Origin of the sequence: Solimicrobium silvestre, assembly GCF_002976435.1 — a bacterium.
GTDB lineage: Bacteria > Pseudomonadota > Gammaproteobacteria > Burkholderiales > Burkholderiaceae_D > Solimicrobium > Solimicrobium silvestre.
Genome location: NZ_PUGF01000007.1, coordinates 122,965 through 147,731, shown reverse-complemented (window position 1 = coordinate 147,731; position 24,767 = coordinate 122,965). Strand labels below are relative to the sequence as shown.

General features: G+C 49.5%; 24 protein-coding genes. 17 read left to right on the top strand and 7 right to left on the bottom strand.

What is annotated here, in order from left to right; genetic code table 11:
* Positions 1–241 precede the first annotated feature (241 nt).
* The 12 genes from S2091_RS09315 to S2091_RS09260 all read left to right on the top strand — a co-directional run bounded on the left by S2091_RS09315 (position 242) and on the right by S2091_RS09260 (position 11,310).
* A complete protein-coding gene (locus tag S2091_RS09315) occupies positions 242–484 on the top strand; it encodes a type II toxin-antitoxin system Phd/YefM family antitoxin (protein ID WP_105531532.1) in 243 nt (80 codons plus the stop codon).
* On the top strand, positions 478–744 hold the full coding sequence (locus tag S2091_RS09310; protein ID WP_105531531.1) for a Txe/YoeB family addiction module toxin: 267 nt from the start codon (positions 478–480) through the stop codon (positions 742–744). The genes S2091_RS09315 and S2091_RS09310 overlap by 7 nt, the downstream gene beginning before the upstream one ends.
* A gap of 233 nt (positions 745–977) precedes the next feature.
* On the top strand, positions 978–2,384 hold the full coding sequence (gene hemN, locus S2091_RS09305) for an oxygen-independent coproporphyrinogen III oxidase (protein WP_105531530.1): 1,407 nt from the start codon (positions 978–980) through the stop codon (positions 2,382–2,384).
* A gap of 12 nt (positions 2,385–2,396) precedes the next feature.
* A complete protein-coding gene (locus tag S2091_RS09300) occupies positions 2,397–3,182 on the top strand; it encodes a sulfite exporter TauE/SafE family protein (RefSeq protein ID WP_105531529.1) in 786 nt (261 codons plus the stop codon).
* Positions 3,179–5,716, top strand: coding sequence for a heavy metal translocating P-type ATPase (locus S2091_RS09295; RefSeq protein ID WP_105531528.1), 2,538 nt, complete (start codon positions 3,179–3,181; stop codon positions 5,714–5,716). Before S2091_RS09300 ends, S2091_RS09295 begins: the two co-directional genes overlap by 4 nt.
* A gap of 4 nt (positions 5,717–5,720) precedes the next feature.
* Positions 5,721–5,894: a cbb3-type cytochrome oxidase assembly protein CcoS gene (gene ccoS / locus S2091_RS09290; RefSeq protein WP_105531527.1), complete on the top strand. Its 174-nt coding sequence runs from the start codon at positions 5,721–5,723 to the stop codon at positions 5,892–5,894.
* 203 nt (positions 5,895–6,097) lie between these two features.
* Positions 6,098–7,537 (top strand): cytochrome-c oxidase, cbb3-type subunit I, encoded by a 1,440-nt coding sequence (ccoN, locus tag S2091_RS09285; protein WP_105531526.1) that lies wholly within the window; start codon positions 6,098–6,100, stop codon positions 7,535–7,537.
* Positions 7,538–7,552: 15 nt separating this feature from the next.
* A complete protein-coding gene (ccoO, locus tag S2091_RS09280; RefSeq protein WP_105531525.1) occupies positions 7,553–8,167 on the top strand; it encodes a cytochrome-c oxidase, cbb3-type subunit II in 615 nt (204 codons plus the stop codon).
* A gap of 2 nt (positions 8,168–8,169) precedes the next feature.
* Positions 8,170–8,361 (top strand): cbb3-type cytochrome oxidase subunit 3, encoded by a 192-nt coding sequence (locus tag S2091_RS09275; RefSeq protein ID WP_105531524.1) that lies wholly within the window; start codon positions 8,170–8,172, stop codon positions 8,359–8,361.
* The gene (gene ccoP / locus S2091_RS09270; protein ID WP_105531523.1) at positions 8,354–9,310 is read left to right on the top strand and encodes a cytochrome-c oxidase, cbb3-type subunit III; all 957 of its coding nucleotides are present in this window, start codon (positions 8,354–8,356) and stop codon (positions 9,308–9,310) included. The genes S2091_RS09275 and ccoP overlap by 8 nt, the downstream gene beginning before the upstream one ends.
* Positions 9,311–9,337: 27 nt before the next feature.
* Positions 9,338–10,738 carry a cytochrome c oxidase accessory protein CcoG gene (gene ccoG, locus S2091_RS09265; RefSeq protein WP_105531522.1) on the top strand — a complete coding sequence of 467 codons (1,401 nt, stop codon included), beginning with the start codon at positions 9,338–9,340 and terminating at the stop codon, positions 10,736–10,738.
* A gap of 23 nt (positions 10,739–10,761) precedes the next feature.
* Positions 10,762–11,310, top strand: a complete 549-nt coding sequence (locus S2091_RS09260; RefSeq protein ID WP_243405374.1) for a FixH family protein — start codon at positions 10,762–10,764, stop codon at positions 11,308–11,310.
* A gap of 26 nt (positions 11,311–11,336) precedes the next feature.
* Here S2091_RS09260 and S2091_RS09255 read toward each other — a convergent pair whose 3' ends face one another.
* Together S2091_RS09255 and S2091_RS09250 are read right to left on the bottom strand one after the other, a co-directional pair.
* Positions 11,337–12,458, bottom strand: a complete 1,122-nt coding sequence (locus S2091_RS09255; protein WP_105531521.1) for a GGDEF domain-containing protein — start codon at positions 12,456–12,458, stop codon at positions 11,337–11,339.
* 50 nt (positions 12,459–12,508) lie between these two features.
* Positions 12,509–14,317: a PHA/PHB synthase family protein gene (locus tag S2091_RS09250; RefSeq protein ID WP_105531520.1), complete on the bottom strand. Its 1,809-nt coding sequence runs from the start codon at positions 14,315–14,317 to the stop codon at positions 12,509–12,511.
* A 297-nt stretch (positions 14,318–14,614) separates the two neighbouring features.
* Between S2091_RS09250 and S2091_RS09245 the strand changes: the two genes are divergently transcribed.
* From S2091_RS09245 to S2091_RS09225, 5 genes are all read left to right on the top strand, one after another.
* Positions 14,615–15,052 carry a universal stress protein gene (locus S2091_RS09245; protein WP_105531519.1) on the top strand — a complete coding sequence of 146 codons (438 nt, stop codon included), beginning with the start codon at positions 14,615–14,617 and terminating at the stop codon, positions 15,050–15,052.
* Between the two features lie 39 nt (positions 15,053–15,091).
* A complete protein-coding gene (locus tag S2091_RS09240) occupies positions 15,092–15,811 on the top strand; it encodes an ABC transporter ATP-binding protein (protein WP_207769672.1) in 720 nt (239 codons plus the stop codon).
* Positions 15,808–16,893, top strand: a complete 1,086-nt coding sequence (locus S2091_RS09235; protein WP_105531518.1) for an HlyD family secretion protein — start codon at positions 15,808–15,810, stop codon at positions 16,891–16,893. The genes S2091_RS09240 and S2091_RS09235 overlap by 4 nt, the downstream gene beginning before the upstream one ends.
* A 68-nt stretch (positions 16,894–16,961) precedes the next feature.
* Complete coding sequence (locus S2091_RS09230) at positions 16,962–18,401, top strand: efflux transporter outer membrane subunit (protein WP_243405373.1); 1,440 nt, start codon at positions 16,962–16,964, stop codon at positions 18,399–18,401.
* Positions 18,398–19,540 carry an ABC transporter permease gene (locus tag S2091_RS09225; protein WP_105531516.1) on the top strand — a complete coding sequence of 381 codons (1,143 nt, stop codon included), beginning with the start codon at positions 18,398–18,400 and terminating at the stop codon, positions 19,538–19,540. The genes S2091_RS09230 and S2091_RS09225 overlap by 4 nt, the downstream gene beginning before the upstream one ends.
* An 87-nt stretch (positions 19,541–19,627) precedes the next feature.
* Here S2091_RS09225 and S2091_RS09220 read toward each other — a convergent pair whose 3' ends face one another.
* From S2091_RS09220 to S2091_RS09200, 5 genes are all read right to left on the bottom strand, one after another.
* Positions 19,628–21,016 (bottom strand): bifunctional enoyl-CoA hydratase/phosphate acetyltransferase, encoded by a 1,389-nt coding sequence (locus S2091_RS09220; RefSeq protein ID WP_105531515.1) that lies wholly within the window; start codon positions 21,014–21,016, stop codon positions 19,628–19,630.
* A gap of 131 nt (positions 21,017–21,147) precedes the next feature.
* Positions 21,148–21,870 carry a fumarate/nitrate reduction transcriptional regulator Fnr gene (fnr, locus tag S2091_RS09215; RefSeq protein WP_207769671.1) on the bottom strand — a complete coding sequence of 241 codons (723 nt, stop codon included), beginning with the start codon at positions 21,868–21,870 and terminating at the stop codon, positions 21,148–21,150.
* Positions 21,871–22,213: 343 nt separating this feature from the next.
* Positions 22,214–22,858, bottom strand: a complete 645-nt coding sequence (locus tag S2091_RS09210; RefSeq protein ID WP_243405372.1) for a response regulator — start codon at positions 22,856–22,858, stop codon at positions 22,214–22,216.
* Positions 22,851–24,326, bottom strand: coding sequence for a response regulator (locus S2091_RS09205; RefSeq protein WP_105531512.1), 1,476 nt, complete (start codon positions 24,324–24,326; stop codon positions 22,851–22,853). Before S2091_RS09205 ends, S2091_RS09210 begins: the two co-directional genes overlap by 8 nt.
* A gap of 25 nt (positions 24,327–24,351) precedes the next feature.
* Complete coding sequence (locus S2091_RS09200; protein ID WP_105531511.1) at positions 24,352–24,765, bottom strand: response regulator; 414 nt, start codon at positions 24,763–24,765, stop codon at positions 24,352–24,354.
* Between the last annotated feature and the right edge of the window lie 2 nt (positions 24,766–24,767).

Sequence of the window (24,767 nt, the reverse complement as noted above, 5' to 3'; positions counted from 1 at the left end):
GATTGGCGTCAACGCTTTTTAGAAAAATTCGTTGTTGCCGACGCTAACTTGAACCTAGAGCCGGGATTCCGTTGATCCGCCTAAATGCATGGAAATCAGTTAGCTGCACTTGGGTTGCGTCGATTGAATGTGGGGCAGTTCAGCATCGGCCAGTCACTATAAAAGCGTCTATGGCAGCACATTTCTTAGCATTGACAATACGTACGCTTTTACGTACCATTTGAAAAATAGGAGATGCAAAATGGATACAATAACTGCAAGTGAGGCACGCGCCAGTCTTTACCGTTTAATTGATCAGGCGGCAGAGTCGCATGAGCCTGTGACTATTAAAGGAAAACGTTCATCGGCTGTATTAATCTCCGCTGAAGATTGGAGTGCTATTCAGGAGACACTATTTCTTTTGGCCGTCCCTGGTATGCGGGAGTCTATTAAAGACGCTATGGCTGAGCCGTTAAGTAAGAGTAATAGGACTCTCAAATGGTAATCTGGAATTTAGCCTATTCCAAATACGCTTTAAAAGACGCTAAAAAATTATCCGGTGCTGGTCTCAAGGACAAGGCACAGGCACTACTGAATATTCTGGAAATAGATCCATTCCAAAATCCCCCGCCTTATGAAAAATTAGTTGGCGATCTAAAAGATGCGTATTCAAGACGTATCAACATCCAACATCGTTTGGTCTATGAGGTTTTTCGAGAAGAGAGAACAGTCCGCATTTTAAGAATGTGGTCGCATTACGAATAATTCGATTAGTTGGATCTGCCGTTCTTCATCAGATATTCACCTACCGTCTGCTGATTATTAAATTGCCGTAGTTTCAAGCGCCTTACTTCCCCGTATTAACGTGATGGCATGAGCGATACATGTTGTCGTTTGTATTTGATGCAAATCAAGGTAGTTAATGACCTGAACCCATACACTTCGCCATTATCAGGTCAACTCCATTTTCCGGTGTGGCCGTCAGATGGAGCGAAATCATGCAAGTTTCTGAATCGCGGGGAGTTGAGTTCGATGCTCAACTGATCCGAAAATTGAATAAATCAGGCCCACGATATACCTCGTATCCCACCGCAGACCGGTTTGTCGACAGCTTCGGCTATCGCGACTATCTGCAAGCCGCCGCTGCCTTGCGCACCCGTGGTAGTCGTAATCCCTTGTCGCTCTATCTGCATATTCCATTTTGTGACACCGTATGTTATTACTGCGCATGCAACAAAATTGTCACTAAAAATCACGAAAAGGCGGCGACTTATCTTAGCTACCTGAAACGCGAAATTGAGATGCAGGGGCAATTATTTGCCGGCATGAATCAGGTTGAACAATTGCATCTGGGCGGCGGTACGCCGACCTATTTTTCAGACAGCCAAATGGGGGAATTATTAGCGCACCTGCGGCGCTGGTTTCAATTTGCACCTGACGATGTCGGTGAATATTCGATTGAGGTTGATCCACGTACAGTAACCCCTGAGAGAGTGCACAGTTTGCGCCGACAAGGGTTTAACCGGATTAGTCTGGGCGTGCAGGATTTTGACCCGGAAGTACAAAAAGCGGTTAATCGAATCCAATCGGAAAGTGAAACTCTTGCCATTATTGACGCGGCGCGCGATGCGAATTTTCGATCAATAAGCATCGATTTGATCTATGGCTTACCCAAACAAAATGTCATGAGCATGGCGCAGACCTTGGCTAAGGTAGTCAGTGCGCGCCCGGATCGTATTGCGATCTACAATTATGCGCATTTGCCACATGTGTTTAAGCCGCAGCGGCGTATTCTGGACAGTGAGCTGCCAAGTGCGGAGTCGAAACTCGACATGCTTGCTTTGTGCATTCGGCATTTGACCAATGCTGGCTATGTGTATATCGGCATGGATCATTTTGCGCTGCCAACCGATGATTTGGCTGTGGCACAACGGCAAGGGCGTTTGCATCGCAATTTTCAGGGCTATTCGACTCATGCAGATTCGGATTTGGTGTCGTGTGGAATATCGGCAATTAGCGCAGTTGCAGCAACTTATAGTCAGAACGTTAAAACGCTGGACGCCTATTACGAGCATCTCGACAATAATGAATTGCCGATAGCACGCGGTATCAAACTGAATATGGATGATGCTTTGCGACGCGTGATCATTCAAATGCTGATGTGTAATTTTGAGTTATCGATCTCGTCGATTGAAGCAGCTTATCCCATCACCTTCGCGACATATTTCACGTCGGAACTGGCGGCATTGCAGACCTTTGCTGATGACGGCCTGCTTGCTATCGACGACGAATGGCTGAGCGTCACACCAAAGGGGCGGTTACTGGTCCGGAATATTTGCATGGTGTTTGATCGCTATTTGGCGACTAAACAAGAGCAGCCGTTGCGCTATTCCAAAACAATTTGAACCTGCATCGCCATGAACGGCCTTAGCCTTCTTCCTGTTTTTATGATCGGCCTGCTCGGTAGTGTGCATTGCGTCGGCATGTGCGGCGGGATTGTGAGCGCTATTTCTGTCGTATCTAAATCTGTGCTACGTATTCCGGTGCCGGTCATGATTGTTGCTGACAGACGTGTCGGTGCTGGCGTGCTTGATGTCCTCGTTAGAACCATGTCGTATAACCTTGGCCGCATTGGTAGTTATGCTGTGGCCGGTGCAATTGCCGGAGGTGTCGCTCAAAGTGTCCGCATGTTGGCTGGTTTTACCCGCATACAAATGGGCGGCTATTGGTTGGTGAGCCTGATGCTGATGGCGTTGGGTTTGTATTTGATGGGCTTATTGCCGAGATTTGCATATCTGGAATTTGCCGGTCGCGGCATATGGCGACGCATACAGCCGCTGACGAAGAAATTATTGCCGTTTGATAGCCCATTAAAATTGTTTGCAGCAGGAGTGGTGTGGGGCTGGTTACCCTGCGGGATGGTGTATAGCATGTTGCTCACAGCGATGTTGAGCGGCTCGGCGTTATCCGGGGCAGCTGTCATGCTGGTTTTTGGCGTGGGCACGATGCCGACATTGATGACGATGGGTTTGCTAGGCGCTAAATTAAAAACGTGGATGCAGCGCACTCCCGTTCGTGTGGCAGGCGGGCTGATCGTATTGAGTTTTGGATTATTGGGCGTAATCCGTGCCGCACATGGTATGCCGATGAGTTGGCTGGATGCGTTCTGTGTAACGCCAATTGCTGCAGAGGGGGGGCGATGAACGCTGTAGGCGCTACTTCCGCAGTAGATGATTTCGCGCAATCGCAGAACGGATTGTCGGGAGCGGTGTGTTGCTTTCATTGTGGCTTACCGGTCCCCGAAAGCGGCAATTGGAATGCCAAGATCAAAGGGCTCATGCGTCCGATGTGCTGCCCAGGTTGTCAGGCGGTAGCACAAAGCATAGTCGACAGTGGCTTTGGCGATTATTACCAAACCAGAATAGGGTATTCGGCAACGGCTGATCAGCAAACTCTAATTCCGCCAGAGCTCGCCTTATATGATTCCGAAGAAAACAGTGAGCAATTCGGCGGCCAGAAAGAATTCGGTGAAGCGACGTTTTCAATTGAAGGCATTCGTTGCGCTGCCTGTGTCTGGCTGATTGAACGTCGCATGGCGCGCTTGCCTGGTATGCGAAGTGCCGATATGAATGTCGCCACTGGGCGGCTCAGCGCTTGCTGGAACCGGGCGGTGTGCAAGCCGAGCGACATCTTGAGAACGCTGCGCGAAATTGGCTATGTTGCTTATCCGTTCGATGCGGCCAGATATGGTGAACAATTAGAGCTGGCAAGGAAAAAATTGTTTCGGCGCATGTTCATCGCCGGTCTATCGATGATGCAGGTGATGATGTATGCATTGCCGATCTATATGGCAAGCGACGGTACTATGGATGCCGACATGACCAACCTGATGCGCTGGGCCGGCTTGTTGTTGACCTTGCCGGCAATCGGCTATGCGGCGCAACCATTCTTCATCGGTGCCTGGATCAATTTGAAAAGCCACATGTTAGGCATGGACGTTCCCGTAGCACTTGGCATATCTGCAGCCTTTATCGGCAGTGTTCTGGCGACATTCAAAGGTCAGGGCGACGTTTACTTCGATTCGATAACCATGTTCATCTTCCTGCTGCTATGCAGTCGCTATCTGGAACTTGGCGCACGCCGTAAGGCTGCATCTGCACTGGATAACTTGCAACATGCATTACCCGCATCCGCTTTGCGCATGGCGGGCTACCCAGCGTTTCGTGAAACTGAACTGGTTGCAGCCGGTAAGCTGGTCAGCGGCGACGTTATTCTGGTCAAGCCAGGAGAGGCGAACGCGGCCGACGGCGTCATTCTTGAAGGCGATACCGCATTTGATCTTTCGATGCTGACAGGAGAAAGCCGAGCTCAACGCATGACGATTGGTGCCAACGTACCGGGCGGCGCGGTCAATGTGACGCAACCAGTGGTGCTGCGAGTTACGCAATCTACCGGCGAAAGTACCTTATCGGTATTGATGAGTTTGATTGAACGGGCGGGGCAGGGGAAACCAAAAATAGCGTTGTGGGCTGACCGGGCAGCGGCATGGTTTGTGGCGGTGTTGTTGTTATTCTCGGTAAGCGTTTTTATTGTTTGGCATTTCCTTGATCCGTCACGCGCATGGCCGATAGCCATCGCGGTATTGGTTGTGTCCTGTCCCTGTGCTTTGTCATTGGCGACACCGACTGTTCTGGCTGCAGCGACTAACCGTTTGCTGCGGCAGGGAATACTGGTTGTGCAGCCGCATGTATTAGAGACGCTGAACCAAGCTACTCATATCATTTTTGATAAAACCGGTACGCTGACCGTGGGCAAGCCAGTGCTGAGTCACATAGAAGCGCTGGCAGCGATACCGTCAAAACAGTGTCTGCGTGTTGCTGCATCGCTTGCGGCAAGTAGCAAGCATCCGTTAAGTGAGGCGCTGGTGACGGCTGCGGCGGAAGATGATTCGATCAGCGGCATGGATCTGTTTTGTGGAGATATCCGACATATCGCTGGCCAAGGTTTGGATGGCTTGATGGATGGCAAACGCTATCGAATCGGTAGTTTGGCGTTTGTCCAGGAATTGGCTGGCAGTGACTTCGCACCTCCTAACGTACCGGGCTTTGTTTCAATTTATTTAGGTACAGAAAACGTACTTCTGGCGCGATTCGATTTGGCCGATAGTTTGCGGGCAGACGCAAGTTGGATTGTCAGGTATTTTCAGGATAAAGGTAAGACGGTCATTTTACTGAGCGGGGATCATCAATCGGTCACTCAGCATGTCGCTGACGAGCTTGGAATAACAACCGCTTTAGGCCAGAACCTGCCGGATCAAAAGTTAAACTATGTGCAGAATTTGCAGCGTGATGGGGGCATTGTCGCCATGGTGGGTGATGGGATAAACGATGCCGCAGTATTAAGCGCGGCTGACGTTTCCTTTGCTATGGGCAGCGGGACTGCGCTAGCGCAAATCCATGCCGACTGCGTGCTTTTGTCCGGGCAGTTGACTTCACTGGCGGTCTTGAACGATACCGCATCTAAAACCTTAACCGTGATCCGGCAGAATCTGTTTTGGGCCACATTGTATAACCTGATTGCGATACCGGCTGCGGCTTTAGGTTTGTTGAATCCGTGGATGTCGGGAGTCGGAATGTCGCTCAGTTCCGTCGTCGTGGTTCTCAATGCATTACGCCTGCAACGGCTGCCGCGCCACATCAATTACCCTACGCCGACAACCTCACCGAAAGGTCGGTGATTACATGGAAGCACTTTATCTGTTGATCCCCCTCAGCATCGTGATTGTCTTTGTGGCGATCTGTATTTTCTTCTGCATGTCAGACAGTGGCCAATTTGACGACATGGTCGGCCCGGCTTTGCGCATTTTGCATGATGACGATAAACCTGCCCAGTCCGAACAACTTCCGCCGGATTAAGTCGAGTAAAAATCTGGTTAATTCGTCCTGCTCACTACGACAGATCAGGGGCGCACACGCTTCGACTATTCCCCACGCTGCTTTTTTTCTGCCAGTTTCAATTTTACTGAATGGACTTTGATCAACTTGATGCAAATCAAGGATTAAAAACGTGCGGAGCCTTAACATCGCCGCATCGTTGCTGGAAATCTGGGAGAACATTTGTGGATAAAGAACTAAATTACAATTACAAAATCGTCAAGCAGTTTACGATTGCCACAGTCGTTTGGGGCGTGGTCGGAATGCTGGTTGGCGTCATTATTGCGGCCCAGTTAGCATGGCCAGCGCTGAACTTCGACATTCCGTGGCTGACATACGGACGCTTACGACCCTTGCACACCAACGCGGTCATTTTTGCCTTTGGTATTTGCGGCCTGTTCGCAACTTCTTACTATGTCGTGCAGCGCACCTGTCAGGTCCGACTATATTCGGACAAGCTGGCAGCCTTTACGTTTTGGGGCTGGCAACTCGTCATTATTGCTGCGGCAATTACCCTGCCAATGGGGTATACGCGCGGTAAAGAATATGCCGAGCTCGAATGGCCGATTACCATCCTGATTGCGGTCGTCTGGATCGCTTACGCGGTGGTGTTCTTCGGCACCTTGATCAAGCGTAAGGTCAAGCACATCTATGTGGCGAACTGGTTCTTCGCCGCCTATATCATCGCCGTGACTTTGCTGCATGTGGTCAACGGAGCCAGTATGCCGGCTTCAATGTGGAAGTCGTACTCCGCCTACTCTGGTGTTCAAGACGCGATGATTCAATGGTGGTATGGGCATAACGCAGTCGGTTTTATTTTGACCGCAGGTTATCTGGGTATGGTGTATTACTTCATTCCTAAACAGGCAGAGCGCCCTGTGTATTCCTATCGCTTATCCATCGTGCATTTTTGGGCGCTGATATTTACCTATATGTGGGCGGGGCCGCATCACTTGCACTACACCGCGTTGCCGGATTGGACTCAATCGCTCGGCATGGTGTTTTCACTGATTCTGCTGGCACCTTCGTGGGGCGGCATGATCAACGGCATCATGACACTCTCCGGCGCATGGCACAAACTGCGTTCCGACCCGATTCTCAAGTTCATGATTGTCTCGCTCTCGTTCTACGGTATGGCAACGTTTGAAGGCCCGATGATGTCGATCAAAACGGTTAATTCCTTATCCCATTACACCGATTGGGGCATTGCACACGTCCATTCCGGTGCGCTCGGTTGGGTTGGTTTCATCACGATGGGTTCAATTTATTACCTGATTCCTCGCGTGGTCGGCAAAAAAGAAATGTGGAGTACGCGTCTGATTGACATCCATTTTTGGGTAGCGACGATTGGTGTGGTTCTCTACATCTCTTCTATGTGGATTGCCGGTGTGATGCAAGGCTTGATGTGGCGAGCAGTAAATCCGGACGGTACATTGACTTATACCTTTGTCGAAGGTGTCAAAGCGACCTATCCGTATTACGTGATTCGGGTTTGCGGCGGCGCGCTTTATTTAAGCGGCATGCTGACCATGGCTTACAACACCTTTATGACCATGCGTGACAGCAAGGAAGTTCAGGCGCGTATTCCGTCACTGATCACTGGAACAACATCGGCACATGCCTGAATTAAGGAGCTAATTATGAAATTTTCCCATGAATGGATAGAAAAAAATCCCTGGTTGTTGATCGGATTGGTCGTGTTGGTTATCAGCGTCGGCGGGTTGGTTGAGATCGTGCCGCTGTTTTTTCAAAAGTCCACGACTGAACCGATCACCGGCTTGAAGCCTTACGCACCGCTGAGTCTGGTTGGCCGTGACATTTATATTCGCGAAGGTTGTTATAACTGTCATTCGCAAATGATTCGCCCCTTCCGCGCAGAGACGGAGCGCTATGGACATTATTCGGTGGCGGGTGAATTCGTTTATGACCGTCCGTTTCAATGGGGCTCTAAGCGTACCGGGCCGGATCTGGCTCGTGTAGGCGGGCGCTACAGCGACGAGTGGCATCGCATCCACTTGAATAATCCACGCGACATGGTGCCGGAATCAAACATGCCGAATTACCCGTGGCTGGCGACGACGAAACTGATACCGGAAGAAGTCATACCGAAAATGCGTGCGCTGCAGCGTTTGAGCGTTCCTTATTCAGATGAAGAAATCAAGCAGGCTCCGAGCGCCTTGGTTGATAAAACGGAACAGGATGCGTTGATCGCGTATTTGCAAGGGCTCGGCATTTTGATCAAAGCGAGGAATTAATCATGGCTATCGACCTTATTTTTAATAACGCCAGCGTCGTCATGACGGTAGTGAGTTTGATTACCTTTCTCGGCATACTCTGGTGGATATTTGGCTACAAGCGGAGCAGCGATTTCGACGCCATCGCCAATCTGCCCTTCGTCGAAGATGCTGACGATGCACAGGAGTTGAACGTGGAGAAACGTCATGTCTGACTTTACTAGCGGATTTTGGAATATTTACATCACAGTTCTGGCTCTGTTGGGCATCGCCGGTTGCGCGTTACTGCTTTGGATGCAATCGTCACAAAAAGTGACCGGCGCAGGCGATGCCTCAGACTCCTCACTAAATGGCGAAGCTAGCGTTGGCACAACAGGCCACGTCTGGGATGAGGATCTAACCGAACTGAATACGCCGATGCCACGCTGGTGGATGTGGTTGTTTTACATAACCATCGTGTTCGGTCTTATCTATCTTTTCCTGTACCCCGGGCTTGGCAGTTACGCCGGTAAGCTAGGCTGGAAATCAAGTGGCGCTTATCAGGAAGAATTGCTCAAGGCAGAAGCCGAATACGGCCCGCTGTTTAACAAGTACCTGAAACAAGACTTGAAAACTGTCGCCGCAGATCCAAAAGCGCACGCGATGGGTGAGCGACTATTCCTGACATATTGTTCCCAATGTCATGGTTCGGACGCGCGCGGTAGCAAAGGTTTTCCGAACTTGACTGACCATGATTGGTTATTCGGTGGAGATCCGGAAACCATCAAGACAACGATCATGAATGGCCGCAATGGCTTAATGCCGCCGATGGGCGCTGCGGTGGGAACCGATAAAGATGTGGAAAACGTGGCTCACTATGTGTTGAGCTTGTCCGGTTCGACTGCAGATCCAATCAAGGCGGCATTCGGGAAACCAAAATTTGCCAATTGCGCGGGCTGTCATGGCTCGGATGGCGCTGGCAATCAAATGATCGGTGCGCCAAATCTGACCGATAAGATCTGGCTGTTTGGCGGCAGCAAGGAAACCATTATGGAGACCATTCAGCATGGGCGCTCCAGCACCATGCCACCGTTTAAAGATTTTCTTGGTGAGCCTAAAGTGCATGTATTGGCAGCGTATGTGTGGAGTTTGTCGAATGTGAATCAAGACCTGCCGCAAAAATGAATGCCTTACATGTAGTTGTGGAATGAAATGAATAACGCTACTCCTAAAGTCTCCGTAGTTAAGATGTATAGCGCTCGCGAGGAAATTTATCCTCGCGAGACGAAAGGGCGCTACGCCAGTTTGCGCTGGTTATGTGTCTGGCTAACGCAATTGGTTTTCTATGGATTGCCATGGCTGGTGTGGAACGGTCGGCAGGCTGTGTTGTTCGATCTTGGTACGCGGAAATTCTATATTTTCGGCATTGTATTGTGGCCCCAAGATTTTATATACCTTGCCGTTTTGCTGATTATTTGCGCGTATAGCCTGTTTTTGTTTACAGCGGTGGCCGGGCGCGTCTGGTGCGGATTCGCGTGTCCGCAAACGGTCTACACAGAGCTTTTTCTATGGATAGAACGCAAAATAGAAGGTGCACGTAGTGCGCAAATCCGTCTTGCAAGACAGCCGTGGACTCTCGAAAAAATTGCCCGAAAAACGGCGAAACATTTTTCTTGGGGTTTGCTGTCGCTCTGGACCGGCTTCACTTTTGTTGCTTACTTTACGCCGGCAAATACGCTGTTGCATGCCGTAGTTAATGCCGCATTGGGCCCATGGGAATTGTTTTGGGTTTTGTTTTATTCGTTTGCAACCTATGGCAATGCGGGTTGGATGCGAGAGCAGGTTTGCAAATACATGTGCCCGTACGCACGCTTCCAAAGTGCGATGTTTGATAAAGACACCTTGATCATTACTTATGATCAAAAACGTGGCGAGCCGCGTAGTGCTTATCCCCAAAAGGATATCAAGGCCGGTAAGGAAGTGGGCGCATGCATTGATTGCTCAATGTGCGTGCAGGTTTGTCCTACCGGCATTGATATCCGTAAGGGATTGCAATACGAGTGCATTGGTTGTGCCGCCTGCATTGATGCATGTAATTCGGTCATGACGAAGATTGACGAACCGCTCGGTTTGATACGCTATTCGACCGAGCATGCCATCAATAACCACTTGACCTTGAAGGAGATGCAGCAGCGCGTAATGCGGCCGCGTGTGTTGATATATAGCGGCTTGCTTGTGGTGATCATCGTGGTTTTCTTTAGTACGTTGTTCATGCGCGTGCCGCTCAAGCTGGATGTGATCCGTGATCGCGGCTCGTTGGGACGAGAAGTTGAAGACGGCATGATTGAAAATGTGTATCGCTTGCAAATCATGAATACTGCCGAGACTGCGCACCGTTTCAAATTGAGCGTATCAGGCATTGCATCAATTACGTTGGCAACGCCGGATGAAGTGCAGTTGGATGGGACTGCTTCTCGCGCTGTCCCGGTTCGAGTCCGCGTCGCTTACGGAGAGGGGAAGGCCGGGTCGAATAAGATTTTCTTTGAACTGAAGGCTGTGGATGATAGCAATCTGCACGTGAAGGAAAGAGCAGTATTTTTTGTGCCGAGATAACCGATAAATGTAAGGAGAGCATTATGCGCATGACCACACCTGCCACACCGTTAATTGATCGCGTAAATAGTCTGAAGCCTTGGTATAAGCATCTTTGGCCCTGGCTGTTGATGGCGGGCCCGTTTCTGGTCGTCATTGCTGCATCCTATACCGGCTGGATCGCCTTTACCCGGCAAGATGCGATGGTAGTTGATGACTATTATAAGCAGGGGAATGCGATCAATAAGGATCTGCGGCGTGATGCAGCCGCGACCAATCTCGGCTTGACTCTGAATGCCAGTTACGATGCGGCGCAAGGAAAATTGCATGGCAGACTGTTGAGTTTTGGCCAGCCGATAGCCGGGAAGGTGATCATTCAATTGTCACACGCTACGCAGCCGGAAAAAGACCGGCAACTTGAAGCGCAAGCCGATCAGCGCGGCGAGTTTGAGGCCGAATTACCGGCACTTGATCTGGGCCGCTGGGAAATGAGTGTTGGCGATGAAAAGCATACTTGGCGTTTAACAGGTACGTGGATGTGGCCGCAACAGCGCACGATTGATCTTAAAGCTGATTTGCCGGCAGCCGAGTGAGGAGGGCGTATGCCCCGCAAAGCGCATTATGAAATGCAGGTGGTAGCGAGAACGACTCGGTTTCTGCCATCTCTTTTGGCGGAATATAAGGCGGTATCGGCATCTTTTAACAGCGCATCCCAATCGGGCTGTTGGATTAAGACGGCGACACCGATACTGGCAGTAACTTGAAGATATCCTGATGGAATTTTAATACGCATTTCCTCAATACTGCGTCGCAGGCGCTCCGCGCACAGCATGGCGTCTGACTCTGCGGTTTCCGGCAGAATACATACAAATTCTTCTCCACCGATTCGTCCAAAATGATCGATCTCACGCAGATTCTGTTCGCACGTTTTGACAAGTAATTTGATCGTCTCATCGCCAACAGCATGACCGTAAGTGTCGTTGACTGATTTGAAATGATCGATATCAATCATCGCAACGCAAAGCGCGCGACCATGACGCTTTGCTAATGCAATCTCACGAACTGCCAACTCGGTCAGATAGCCGCGATTGTATGCACCGGTTAGGCTGTCATGGTGCGAGATATGCAGTAATTTTTTTTCCAGCGAGAAGGCTTTCAGGCGGAAATAGCGAATAACCAACATGACAATGCCCGCGCAAGCGACGGAAAAAATGTAAAGCATCACGCTGTTGATGAATTCAAATAACGGGAACCGGATCGCGCTCAATATCAGAAATAGCAGCGTTGGTGCGGATAAGATCAGCAGAAAAGTTCTAACTCGCAAAGTAATCACCGATACAACAAAGATACAGGCAGCAATGCCAGTCAATCCATACAGAAAGCCGTTGTTAAGCAAATATTCACTAATAATGATTGCGCAAGAGTGGGTGCCGTAGATGACGCCGCAACGCTGAACGGGAGACCATTGCAAACGGTTCGGTACGTACGCGATGGATCCCAATAGAACAAGAAGAAGACGAACCAGGAAAGTTGACCACGCGTGTGCGGGATCTATCAAATAATCCCACGCGCTAAAGAGCAAAATACCGCAACCAAACAATGGCCCGAGAAGCGGAAGCAAATGAAAAATTTCTTCTTCATGTCGGCTTTCAACCTCAACTTCGATCTGGGGTGGGAGCTCACGCAAGCTGCGGGAATCCAATGTGCCCATCACATTTTTAATGAATTCTCCAGCCCACATTGGCGTACTCCTATGCGTTACAAACGCACATCACATCGTTTTTTAATACATCATTTCTGCATTATATATACCCCAGGAGCATCACAGATCGGATTGTTTATAGCTGGTGGTTTGATACTCTGACCGGAGCGCGAAGCAAGCCAGGCCTCCCAGGTAGGCCACCAAGATCCTTCATGAACGGGCAGTGTTGTTTGCCAAGTGTCCGCATCTACCACGGCATCACCCTGTGCGCGGGTCGCTACCTGGTAACTTCGATGTGGATGACCTGGCGGTGAAACCACACCGGCATTATGCCCACCGGACGTAAGCAAAAAGGTAAGTTCCGCTTCAGTTAAACGTTGAATTTTGAACACCGAATGCCATGGCGCGACGTGATCGGTCGTTGTTCCGACGGCAAAAATTGGAACATGAATGTCGGTCAGATTAACAACCTTACTATTGACGCGATACCGACCTTCGGCCAAATCATTGTGCAAGAACAGGTGGCGTAGATATTCCGTATGCATGCGATAAGGCATACGTGTCGCGTCGGCATTCCATGCCATCAAATCGCTCTCCGTTTCCTTCATTCCAAGCAAGTATTGGTTAAGTCGGTGTGACCAGATCAAATCGTTCGAGCGTAGTAGCTGGAATGCTCCGGCCATTTGCGTGCTATCCAGATAGCCCTGTTCCCACATGACCGCTTCCAGAAAGCTGATTTGACTCTCATCGATAAAAAGCGACATTTCACCGGGTTCTGTAAAGTCCACCTGCGCGGCGAACAGGGTAATGCTCGCTAAACGCGTATCACCATCACGTGCCATCGCTGCGGCGGCGATTGACAATAAAGTACCGCCCAAGCAATAACCGACAGAGTTGATCTGTTCCGCGCCTGTTACACGACTGACCGTGTCGATCGCTTCCATTACCCCTAAATTATGATAATCATCCATGGATAAATCGCGGTCGCTGGCATCTGGATTTTTCCAGGAAATCATGAATACGGTATGGCCTTGTTCGACCAGATAGTTAACCAGAGAATTTTGTGCGGATAAATCAAGTATGTAGTACTTCATAATCCATGCGGGCACAATCAGCACCGGCACGGCATGCACGCTTTCGGTGCTTGGGGAATATTGAATTAACTCGATTAACCGGTTGCGATAGATGACTTTGCCGGGTGTAACGGCCAGATTTTCACCGACCTTGAAGGCGCTTGTCGAATCCGACCCAGCGCCTGAACTACGCTGCCAGTCAGCAAAAGCGTTTTGTGCGCCACGTAACAAGTTTGCGCCGCCTTCGCGCATGGTTTGTTTTAGTACAACCGGATTGGTCAACAAAAAATTGGATGGTGCCCACATATCCAGTATTTGCCGGGTAGTGAAGGTCACTACATCTTCATGATGTTGGGAAACCCCACGGACATTCGTGGTCGCGTTATGCCACCACTGCTGATTCAGCAAGAAGCCTTGCGTCATGACGTTAAACGGCCAATTCTCCCAAGCTTTATCGATGAAGCGTTTATCCTGAGGTAAGGGAGTAATGCAGTGTTGCGACTCGTTATTGAAGGACGGCAGCATCTGAGCCGGATCGCATGCATACGTAGTCCAGCGCCAGAATTTTTTCAACGCTTTGTTTGTTAGTTCGGCTTTCTTCGATGGCGAAAGCCGGAGATGTGTCAGCCAGTCGTTGTACGCATTGATAAGGGCCGCCGGTGAAATATTGCCTGTAAAGCGACCGATCCATGCATTGGTAATCAGGTCAAGCTGGTTGGCAGAATCCACCGGTTCAGACGTGTTGATGTGCTGCACATCTGGAATGCGGATTGGTGATGATTTAAACGTGATCGGTGCAGATTTTTCCAAAATCAGTTCATCCATGGCTGAAGCTCCTGTGAGAGGGTATTCTTAAAGAATAGCAACTGGTCTGCTTATCCGGTTGATCCACATCAATATAGTGCAATAGATCACTAAATCAACGACTTTCTCCCATCGTAAAGATATACCCATTCATAACCATTGTTCATTTTGCTTGGGTTAGTAATGTGTTTTTTATTCCAACTCTTGACCTGTATCAAGTAGGGCTAATGACTCGCATTTCGCTTTCCCCTACACTAAAAAGTGTCGAAACAGCGTAAAGCTGTGGCATGGAAGCGTTACTTACCTTAGGAGAAAAGCATGTTTAAACATATTCTTGTTCCAACAGATGGCTCGGAAATTTCAAAACGTGTCGTTCGTGATTGCATCAAATTCGCGAAAGAAATCAATGCCGAAGTTATCGGATTCACGGCTATGCCGGAGTACTCCGTTTATGCCTACGAAGCCGAAGTGCTGCTCGATGCGATGGAGCAATTTACCAATCAATGTATTGCGAATGCCACCCGTAATCTGGATGACATTAAAGCAGTCGCCAAAGAGTTTGGCGTGAAGTGTGAGACGTACTATCTCACCAGCGATTTTCCTTATGCGGCAATCATTCAGGCGGCGCAGGATAAAAATTGCGATTTGATTGCGATGGCAGCACATGGCAGAAAAGGCATTAAAGGAATTTTGCTTGGAAGTGAGACACAAAAAGTATTAACGCATTGCCAGATTCCGGTGCTGGTATTTCGCTAGATAGTGACTGTATTAACTGAACAATCAGTGATTAAAAATATGCATGATGCAACGGGTACAAAAATCAAAAAAGAAGCGATCGTTGCCAATGAGGTGACAAAATGGTTTGGCGAAGGCGATACCAAAATGACGGCGGTTAATCGCGTCAACTTCGTTGCCCATTTCGGCGAGATATTATTTATTGTCGGCCCTTCCGGTAGTGGCAAGACCACATTGCTCAGTATGGTTTCCGGCATTTTGCGACCCAACGCTGGGACGGTGACGGTCAATGGTACTGACATCTGGACGTTGAATAACGATCAGTTGGCTGAATTTCGCCTCAATACCATGGGCTTTGTATTTCAGGATTACCATTTGTTTCCACGCCTGACCAGTGCCGAGAATGTCGCTATTCCTCTGATATTGAAGCAGCGCGACTGGGACGAATCGATTGCTGAGGCAAGAAAATATCTTGAGATTGTCGGCCTGAAAAATCGCGCAGAAATCTTGCCGGTAAAGTTGTCCGGCGGCGAACAGCAACGGGTCGCCATCGCACGTGCCATTGTCGGCGGCCCACAAATACTGATACTTGACGAACCAACGGCTTCGCTGGATGGCGACACCGGAAAAATGATCATCGCCTTCGTTAAAGAGAAAATACTGAATGAAAACCGCTGCATTGTAATCATCACCCACGATGCCAGAATTAACGAGTTTGCGGATCGCATCATCCATATGGAAGACGGATGCATCACAGGATTGGACAAGGGAACAGAATGAGAAACAAGATCATCTTTGCCCTCTCTATATTTGGGGTGTTAGCCGGGCTCGTTACCGCTTACATCCTGGGAGTAGAGAAGCATGCTCAACCACCGGTATTTAAACCAGTCAGCAGCCCTTATGATGCCGCGATTTATGCTAATGGCATGATTGAGAGCGAGCAGCAAGCGGGCGTCAACATCAATATTTACCCCGAAGTATCCGGCCCGATTATCAAGGTTCTGGCACATGAAGGGCAAAAGGTTGTTGCCGATATGCCGCTTTTCCTGATTGACGATTCAGTGCAAAAAGCGACGACCGAGCAGTTGCGACTGCAATCTGCCGCAGCGCTGGTGTTGTTGCAGGAATTAAAGGCTCAGCCGAGAAAGGAAACGCTGGCCGTTGCCAAGGCGCAGGTTGATCAGGCTGACGCAAATTTGAACGCCGTTCGCGATCAGTACGACAAACGCCGCGCTTCTTTTGATCTTGATCATCGATCGATTAGCAAAGACGTAGTGGATACGGCCAAAGATGCCGTTGCACAGGCAGTCACGGGGTTAGCGCTTGCGACAAATCAGTATGAATTGATTAAGGCCGGTGCATGGAGTTTTGATATTGCAAACCAGGAAAAACAAGTCGAAGCGTTGAGGCAGTCTTATCAGGCGGCCGATGCACTGCTTCAGAAGTATGTGGTCAAAGCCCAAACGGATGGCGTCGTTATGGCACTCAATGCAACGGTCGGTAGTTATGTGTCGTCGCTCGGTGTGTACGATTCCTATACGCAAGGTAACGATCCGCTCGCAGTAATGGGAACGCCGCAGAATTATTTGGATGTGCGATGTTTTATCGACGAAATCTTGGTTTCGCGTCTACCTGCACCCGAACATATCCGCGCAGAAATGTCAATTCGAGGGACTGAGATCAAAGTGCCGTTGGAGTTCGTCAGAGTGCAGCCTTATGTATCTCCTAAGATCGAACTTTCAAATCAGCGTCAGGAGAAAGTGGATCTAAGGGTGCTGCCGGTGATTTTCCGCTTCCCTAAAAAAGACCTCACGATGGTTTATCCAGGGCAGCAAGTGGATGTCTATATTGGACAAAAATGATGTGCCAGCCTGATCACTATCCCTTCAAAGTGAAATTGTTGTGTTCCATACGACTTTGGTCTGTCGGTATGATTGCCACAATGCTTAGTGCTTGCGCTGTCGGCCCTGATTTTGTACCTCCGGCGTCACCAACCGAGTCGCGTTATACAAGTGAGCCGCAAGCTGAGCAAACAGTGGTAGCCGACACTCAGGCACAGCATTTTTCCGCAGCCACTCAGATCCCGGCTGATTGGTGGCGCTTATTCAAATCCGAACAATTGGATGCGGTAGTGCAACTGGCCATCGCGCACAACCCGACTCTGGAAGCGTCCGAGGCAACTTTACGTCAAAGCCAGGATAACTTGCGCGCCGGTTATGGCGTGTTCTATCCACAAATCGATGCAGGCCTAAATGCAGCCAGAGAGCGTTCTGCGCCGACACAACAAGGTCTGCAAACGCCAGGCTCGATTTTCAATTTCGTGAGTATTGGCGGTAGCATCAGCTATGTGCTGGACGTATTCGGTGGACAGCGCCGAGCGGTGGAAGGCTTAAGTGCGCAGCGCGACTATCAACTGTTTGCCCACAAGGCCGCTTACGTGACGTTGTCAGCCAATGTGGTTAATGCCTGCATCGCACGTGCTGCATATAGTGCCCAAATTCGCGCAACCGAGGAATTGATTGCGCTGGAGGGTGAGCAACTTGCTGCAACGGAAGCACAAGTGAACGCCGGTACTGGTGCATACACCAGCGTGCTTAGTATGCGTAGTTTAATCGCCGCCAATCAGGGTTCTTTGGCACCGCTAAAACAAAAGCTTTCCCAGGCTGAGCATTTGTTGATCGCCTTAGAGGGTGTTTCGTTTTCAACGGCCAATCTGCCAGATATTGATCTGAAGGGGCTTTCACTGCCGCTTGCATTACCAGTGAGTTTGCCGTCTGACTTGGTAAGGCAGCGGCCGGATATCTTGCAGGCAGAGGCGCAACTGCATGCGGCCAGTGCCAATATCGGCGTTGCCACCGCTGCGATGTTTCCAAGCTTTAGTCTGGACGGAACTTTTGGCGTGGCCGGTTCCAGTTTCGGAAATCTTTCGGCGGAAAACGGCAAGTTCTGGAGCGTTGGCCCGTCGATTTCGATTCCGCTGTTTCGCGGTGGTAGTTTATGGTTTGGGCGCAAGGCAGCACTTGATGCCTATGATCAGTCAAGGGCCGGATATCGGCAAACTGTGCTGGGTGCATTTGAGCAGGTGGCTGATTCCTTGAAAGCGCTGGAGCATGATGCGGAGAGCTTGCAAGCGCAAGTTGAATCAAGGAACGCTGCGGAAGAGGCGTTCCATTTGCTGCAAATTGGTTATAAATCCGGCCTGTCTGCTTACTTGGATGTATTGACTGCTGATGTGCAATTTCACCAAGCAAATATCGCTTATTTGCAAGCCGTTGCGCAAAGGCAGCAAGATACCGTAGCCTTATTTGTAGCCTTGGGTGGTGGTTGGTGGAATACGCAAGTGGCAGCCAAGGAAGGCAAGACACCATGAAGTACTCAGGCATTCTTCGGATTGGTTTCAAGTTATTGGTCAATGATAAAGCCAAATTTTCGGCGTTATTGATCGGCATTACCTTCGCCGTGTTCCTGATGGTTCAGATGACATCCATGTTTGCCGGTATCTTGAATCGGGCTTATTCAACGGTCACAAATATCGGCGCAAATATCTGGATTATCGATCCTGCCGTCAACATACCTACTTCGTCGATCCCGTTGCCCGATTATTTATTGGATGCCGTGCGCAGCATGGATGGTGTCAGTTACGCAGTGCCACTGTTTATCGGCGGGGCGCAATTGAAGCTTAACGACGGCACTAATCAATCTGTGAGTGTCATCGGGCTGGACGATAACAGCTTGTTCGGTCGCCCTGAACTTGAACAGGGCAATATTCTGGATATCTACGCTGATAATTCATTTATTGTGGTGGATGACACGGAGTTCCCTAAGCTGGAAAACCCCAAGATAGGTACGACCTTTGAGCTTAATGATTATCGTGGTGTGATCTCCGGTATCGCAAAAGTGAATGCGAATGGGCTCAATGGAGTTCCGACGCTTTACACAACCTACCATCGGGCGATCCAATACATTCCGACTACGCGTTTCACTATCTCTTATGTATTGGTTCAAGCAAAAAACGATGCAGCAATTGCATCCATAAAGAAAAATGTCGCCAAACTCGGTTATGTCGCACTGACTAAAGATGAATTCAACCAACGCATCGCGGATTTCTATATTTTTCAAACTGGTATCGGTACCAACATTCTGTTGATGACGGTAATCAGTTTTATCGTTGGGCTATCGATTTCCGGCCAGACCTTTTACACGTTTATCCTGGAAAATATTGACAAATTCGGCGCCTTGAAAGCGATAGGCGCAAAAGGGCGCGAGCTGGTCTATATGATCTTGTTCATGGCAACCTTTACCTCATTGACCGGCTACGGCTTGGGTATTGGTTTGGTAACGATGGTCATTTCGATTGCCCGTGCCAATGTGCCGAACTACGCAGCGATGATCACGTTCTGGAATTTAGGATTGGCATTCGGAATGGTCGTGCTGATTGCGGGGATATCCAGCTATTTCGGAGTGCGGAAAGTCTTGAAAATTGAACCGTTTGATATCTTTAGGGGATAGATTTAGCGTTATCTAGATATTGACTCACTGATTCATTGATTCGAAAAAAATGCCGGACGAACCGGCATTCATTACTTGTAATTCTCTTTAACACTTCTCTTTATGCCGCGCCAACAACAAAGCGATTGCACAGGAGCCCAAGCGCGACAAGGTTTTGTCGGCACGGCTGGTGAGGATAATCGGCACGCGCGCCCCGAGTGCAATACCAGCGACATCGGCATCCGCAAGGTATTCGAGTTGTTTAGCCAGCATGTTGCCTGCTTCAAGATCGGGTACAACAAAAATATCCGCAACGCCTGCGACGGCAGAAACAATGCCTTTGGTCTTGGCTGCCTCGATTGACACCGCGTTGTCGAATGCCAGCGGGCCATCGAGGATGCCGCCGGTAATTTGGCCGCGATCGGCCATTTTGCATAAGGCCGCAGCATCTAACGTCGATTTTATAAGCGGGGTCACTGTTTCAACGGCGGAGAGCAGGGCAACTTTAGGCTGAGGAATGCCGAGCGCGTGTGCCAAATCAATCGCATTCTGGACAATATCGCGTTTATCTTCCAAGGTGGGGTAGACGTTGATGGCAGCGTCGGTAATGAATAGAGGACGCGGATAACCAGGCGCATCGATGGCAAAAACGTGGCTCATTCGACGTTCAGTGCGCAAGCCGGTTTCACGATCCACTACTGCATGCAGCAATTCATCGGTATGCAAAGCGCCTTTCATCAGTGCTTCTACTTTACCGCTGCGTGCCAAGGCGACAGCCTTGGCTGCCGCATCGTCGCTATGCAGAGCATCGATAATCTCGAAAGCAGAAAGATCAATGGCGGCCAGTTTTGCAGCGGCACGAATCTTTGCCTCCGGGCCAACTAGTATCGGTACGATCAATCCTTCGTGTGCGGCTTCCACTGCGCCGACCAGCGAGTTCGTATCGACCGGATGAACCACCGCCGTGCGTAATGGGACCATGCCGCTCGTCATCTCAATCAGGCGTCGATAACCGCGACCCTTTTCACGAAATTCGACTTCGGGTAGCACGATGCGCTTGCGTGATACTTTTTCGGTCGGGGCAACAACTTCTGCCTTGCCGGAAATGACTGTTTCACCGCGTTGATTGGTAACTAAGCAATCAAGCGCAATGCGATGCCCCTTTTCAATTTTATCGCTAACAGTTACGACGACCGTTACTGTGTCGCCCAATGCCACCGGATTGCGAAAACTGAGTGTCTGATTGAGATAAATCGTTCCAGGGCCGGGTAGTTCTGTTCCAAGCACAGTGGAGATCAATGCGCCACCCCACATTCCATGCGCGATCACCTTGTGAAACATGTCACTGCGGGCGAACTCGGCGTCGACATGCGCCGGGTTAACATCGCCGGAAACAATTGCAAAAAGCTCGATATCTTTGTGGGTCAAGGTGCGGGTAAGTCGCGCGGTTTCACCTACTTCTATTTCATCAAATGTGCGATTTTCAATGCGATCCATATTGAATTTCCTGGGCAATTGGTTAAGAGGGAATAGGCAATATTGTATTGCTATAGCCGATATTGCAAGCCCAAGTTTTTGCCTCAGCGTTTACCAAAAATCCGATTGATGAGTCTAGGCCTTTTAAGACATTAATGCTTGGACACGGGCTGCATTGCCAGCTGTTTTAATTGGGCTAAATCATTGATCCCAATTTCTCGCTTATCAACGGTGATCCATTCCATTTTCTTGAATTTTGAAAGCAAGCGGCTGACACTTTCGATAGTGAGGCCAAGGTATTTACCAATATCCTCGCGTGACATGCGCAATTGAAAATTGGTAGAGGAATAACCACGCATTTTATAACGAGCAGAAAGGTTGATCAGAAAGGAGGCGATACGTTGTTCGGCGTGCATATTGCCAAGCAAAAGCATGGTGGTTTGGTCACGTGTTATTTCCTGACTCATCGTGCGGTGGAAGTGGCGCAACAGAGTAGGAATTTCGGCAAATAAGCCTTCTAGCCGGTCAAATGGAATTTCACATACTTCACTGTCTTCCAGCGCCACGGCATAGCAATTGTGCCGATCAGTACCAATTGCATCCATACCCAGTAATTCACCAGCCATCTGGAAGCCGGTAATTTGCTCTACGCCATCTGAGCTTAATTGATGGGTTTTGAAGTGGCCCAGACGTATTGCATAGAGATTGGTGAATTTGTCGCCCATTCGATAAAGCACATCGCCACGTGCAATCCGCCGACGCGACATGATGTGATCAACTCGCCTCATTTCGGATTCAGCCAGACCTGTCGGCACGCAGAGATCGCGCAGACTGCAACCGGAGCAGCGGCTTTGTCTTTCCGATATACGTGGCATTGCCTCAATACATTGGGAAGTTGAGGTCGCGACCTGGTAGCCTTGTAACATGATGTTCTCGCTTGAAAGTTGGTTGTGATTATTTTAAGTTCTGCGTGACGGTGTTCGCTGTGGGTGAAGTATCGTTGAAGAAGGCGTGATACGCAGTAGGCGATTATTGGAGAATGGGGTACTTAAATACCGGACAGTTTTTGTAGGGGTTCCCCTACAAAATGTGATCATTTTTGGAGTCTGTAGGGGAGGGTCTAAGATTTGCGAGGTTTGTAGGGTTTATTAGTGCTAATTCGAGGTTAATTTATTCACACTACTTTTCTTGATACTTTCTTAATACTCACCGCCAAATCTACGCCAGCAAGCCATTTTCAATTGCATAGCGCGTTAATTCGGCATTGTTGCTTAAGTTCATTTTTTCCATTATGCGTGCGCGATAAGTGGTAACGGTATGCGGGCTAAGATGTAAGGTATCCGCGATTTTTACCAGGCTTTCACCGGAGGCTATCAATTTTAATACTTCCAATTCGCGGTTCGAAAGCGCTTCGTGCGATTCGCCTACACCACCACCGGCACCAATTGCACTGACCAATTTTTCCATCATCGCGGGGCTGACATGCTTGCCGCCCGCAGCAGCTTTGCGCACGGCATTAATCAATGCGCTGGTCGGGCTGTCTTTGGTCAGGTAACCTGCAGCGCCTAGCTTAAATGCCCGCATTGCATAAATTTCTTCGGAATAGGTGCTGAGAATTAAAACCGCTAGTTTCGGTTGTTCTGCACGGAGTTGTTTCAGCAGATCGAGCCCGTTCTTGTCCGGCATGGCGATATCCACCAGTGCAACGTCAAATTCCTGAGATCTGATCAACTGTAACGCCTGCTGTGCGTCGCCGGCTTCGCCTTCCACAGAAATGTCGTCTGCTTCGCCCAGCATCAGCCGCACACCATTGCGTACAATCGCATGGTCATCTACCAGCAACACTTTGATTTTATTACTCACTATTTAATTTCTCCAACGGCAAATGCAATTTTACACATGTTCCCTCACCAATTTTTCCGGTAATCGTCACTTCACCGCCAAAATAACGCGCGCGCTCACCCATCCCTGTAATACCCCATGACTCGCGGGTTAATTGACGCGCAGAGTCGATTCCATTGCCATTATCTTGTACGCTGATCACGAGCATTGCGTCATCAAGCGCAACGTGGATAGAAACCGTTGTTGCTTCAGCATGGCGCACCACATTGGTCAGCGCTTCTTGCACAACGCGAAACAACATGGTGCTGGTTTCGGAGTCGGGTTCAATCGCCGCAGCATCGTCTTCAATGATGCAAGTGCATTGCAGTTTCGACCGCTTCTCGATCTGGCTGGCGTACCATTCCAGCGCAGCCCACACCCCCAACTGATCCAATACGCTTGGCCTCAAATCGGTAATTACCCGACGCACTGCCTGGAAACCTGTATCTGCCAATGCCACGGCATCAACCAGCAGCGGCTCCGGTGGTCGGCCCGAGCGGGCTTCGCGTTCAATATAAACGGAAACATAAGCCTTGATGCCTGCCAGCAGACCGCCCAATTCATCATGAATTTCCTGCGCAATGCGTTTGCGCTCTTCTTCCTTGATGCGTTCAAGATGGCCGGCAAGTTGACGCAGTTCCTCTTGCGATTTCCGCAATGCATGTTCCGCCAATTTGCTTTGCGTGATATCCAGCAAGATACCTTGCAAGAACACATAGCGCCCCGTTTCGTCACTCACTGCCTTGGCTTCGTCGCGCACCCATAACGTTTCGCCGTTGCGCATCATCAACCGATATTCCTGCCGTAGCGAGTGGCCGCCTTTTCGACTGTTTTCAATTGAGCGCATGGCCATTTCGCGATCGTCAGGGTGAATCTGGCGCGCGTGCAATTCAGGATCGGCCAGCCACTGCTCTGGCGAATAGCCAAGTTTGCTGATCTGCGGGCTGATGTAGCTCGTTATCCCTTCTCCATCTAGTGGCACGATATAAGTGATTGCCTCAATTTGTTCCACCAGTGATCGAAATTTCGCTTCGGCCTGACGTTTGCCTTCTGCCAGTTTTTGTTCACGCAACATGCGCTGAATTGCTGTTGGCAACAATTTCAGGTATTGGCCATCAATATCCTTGCCGAGATAGTCGCGCGCACCGCGTTTGATTGCAGCGGCGACGACTGCGGCGCTTTCTGCACCGGTTAACAGCATTATCGGGGTTGATATTTGATCCGCACCAGCCATTTCGCTAAGGAAGTCGATGCCATTCATATCAGGCAAGTGGTAGTCGAGCAGAATGCAGTCCGGCTTATGGAGTGCGGCGAGTTGCAGTCCTTCGCGTCCGGTTGTCGCCTCAAGAACCACGAATTCGGCCAGATGGCTTTTTGTGAGTTCGCGCCGACAGGCTAACCGGTCAACGGTGTCATCCTCGACAATCAATACTCGAATAGGCGCTGTCATTCTGATTTTAAAATTTGAGCAAGCATCAAGGAAGCTCGCTGATAGTCCAGTACAAATCAATTGATCGCATGACTTCAACAAATTGGCGGTAATTGACTGGTTTTGCCATGTATCCAGCGACTCCCAGATTGAAGCTATTTACTTTGTCTTGCTGTTCTTCTGACGTAGTTAAGACAATTACAGGGAAGCGCCGCAATTCATCATCATGCTTGACGACTTCTAGAAATTCTAGCCCATTCATAACCGGCATATTCAAATCCAGCAGTATGATGCACGGTTTTTCTTTGCTGGCGTCACGCAGATAAGCGATAGCATCTTCGCCATTTTCCATATGAATAACCGGATTGGCGACGTGTATCTCTTTCAAGGCACGTTTGATGGTCATGACGTCCACTTGATCATCTTCAATGACCAGAAGAGGTTTATTGGCGAATTTCATGC

Excerpts from the sequence above, each read along its gene's own strand:
- S2091_RS09255 (WP_105531521.1), bottom strand. The coding sequence starts at position 12,458 with ATGTGGGCTGGAGAATTCATTAAAAATGTGATGGGCACATTGGATTCC.
- S2091_RS09310 (WP_105531531.1), top strand. The coding sequence starts at position 478 with ATGGTAATCTGGAATTTAGCCTATTCCAAATACGCTTTAAAAGACGCT.
- ccoG (WP_105531522.1), top strand. The coding sequence starts at position 9,338 with ATGAATAACGCTACTCCTAAAGTCTCCGTAGTTAAGATGTATAGCGCT.
- S2091_RS09200 (WP_105531511.1), bottom strand. The coding sequence starts at position 24,765 with ATGAAATTCGCCAATAAACCTCTTCTGGTCATTGAAGATGATCAAGTG.
- S2091_RS09260 (WP_243405374.1), top strand. The coding sequence starts at position 10,762 with ATGCGCATGACCACACCTGCCACACCGTTAATTGATCGCGTAAATAGT.
- S2091_RS09205 (WP_105531512.1), bottom strand. The coding sequence starts at position 24,326 with ATGACAGCGCCTATTCGAGTATTGATTGTCGAGGATGACACCGTTGAC.
- S2091_RS09235 (WP_105531518.1), top strand. The coding sequence starts at position 15,808 with ATGAGAAACAAGATCATCTTTGCCCTCTCTATATTTGGGGTGTTAGCC.
- S2091_RS09250 (WP_105531520.1), bottom strand. The coding sequence starts at position 14,317 with ATGGATGAACTGATTTTGGAAAAATCTGCACCGATCACGTTTAAATCA.
- fnr (WP_207769671.1), bottom strand. The coding sequence starts at position 21,870 with ATGCCACGTATATCGGAAAGACAAAGCCGCTGCTCCGGTTGCAGTCTG.
- S2091_RS09240 (WP_207769672.1), top strand. The coding sequence starts at position 15,092 with ATGCATGATGCAACGGGTACAAAAATCAAAAAAGAAGCGATCGTTGCC.
- S2091_RS09300 (WP_105531529.1), top strand. The coding sequence starts at position 2,397 with ATGAACGGCCTTAGCCTTCTTCCTGTTTTTATGATCGGCCTGCTCGGT.
- S2091_RS09275 (WP_105531524.1), top strand. The coding sequence starts at position 8,170 with ATGGCTATCGACCTTATTTTTAATAACGCCAGCGTCGTCATGACGGTA.
- ccoS (WP_105531527.1), top strand. The coding sequence starts at position 5,721 with ATGGAAGCACTTTATCTGTTGATCCCCCTCAGCATCGTGATTGTCTTT.
- ccoO (WP_105531525.1), top strand. The coding sequence starts at position 7,553 with ATGAAATTTTCCCATGAATGGATAGAAAAAAATCCCTGGTTGTTGATC.
- S2091_RS09220 (WP_105531515.1), bottom strand. The coding sequence starts at position 21,016 with ATGGATCGCATTGAAAATCGCACATTTGATGAAATAGAAGTAGGTGAA.
- S2091_RS09315 (WP_105531532.1), top strand. The coding sequence starts at position 242 with ATGGATACAATAACTGCAAGTGAGGCACGCGCCAGTCTTTACCGTTTA.
- S2091_RS09230 (WP_243405373.1), top strand. The coding sequence starts at position 16,962 with ATGATTGCCACAATGCTTAGTGCTTGCGCTGTCGGCCCTGATTTTGTA.
- ccoP (WP_105531523.1), top strand. The coding sequence starts at position 8,354 with ATGTCTGACTTTACTAGCGGATTTTGGAATATTTACATCACAGTTCTG.
- hemN (WP_105531530.1), top strand. The coding sequence starts at position 978 with ATGCAAGTTTCTGAATCGCGGGGAGTTGAGTTCGATGCTCAACTGATC.
- S2091_RS09245 (WP_105531519.1), top strand. The coding sequence starts at position 14,615 with ATGTTTAAACATATTCTTGTTCCAACAGATGGCTCGGAAATTTCAAAA.
- S2091_RS09295 (WP_105531528.1), top strand. The coding sequence starts at position 3,179 with ATGAACGCTGTAGGCGCTACTTCCGCAGTAGATGATTTCGCGCAATCG.
- S2091_RS09225 (WP_105531516.1), top strand. The coding sequence starts at position 18,398 with ATGAAGTACTCAGGCATTCTTCGGATTGGTTTCAAGTTATTGGTCAAT.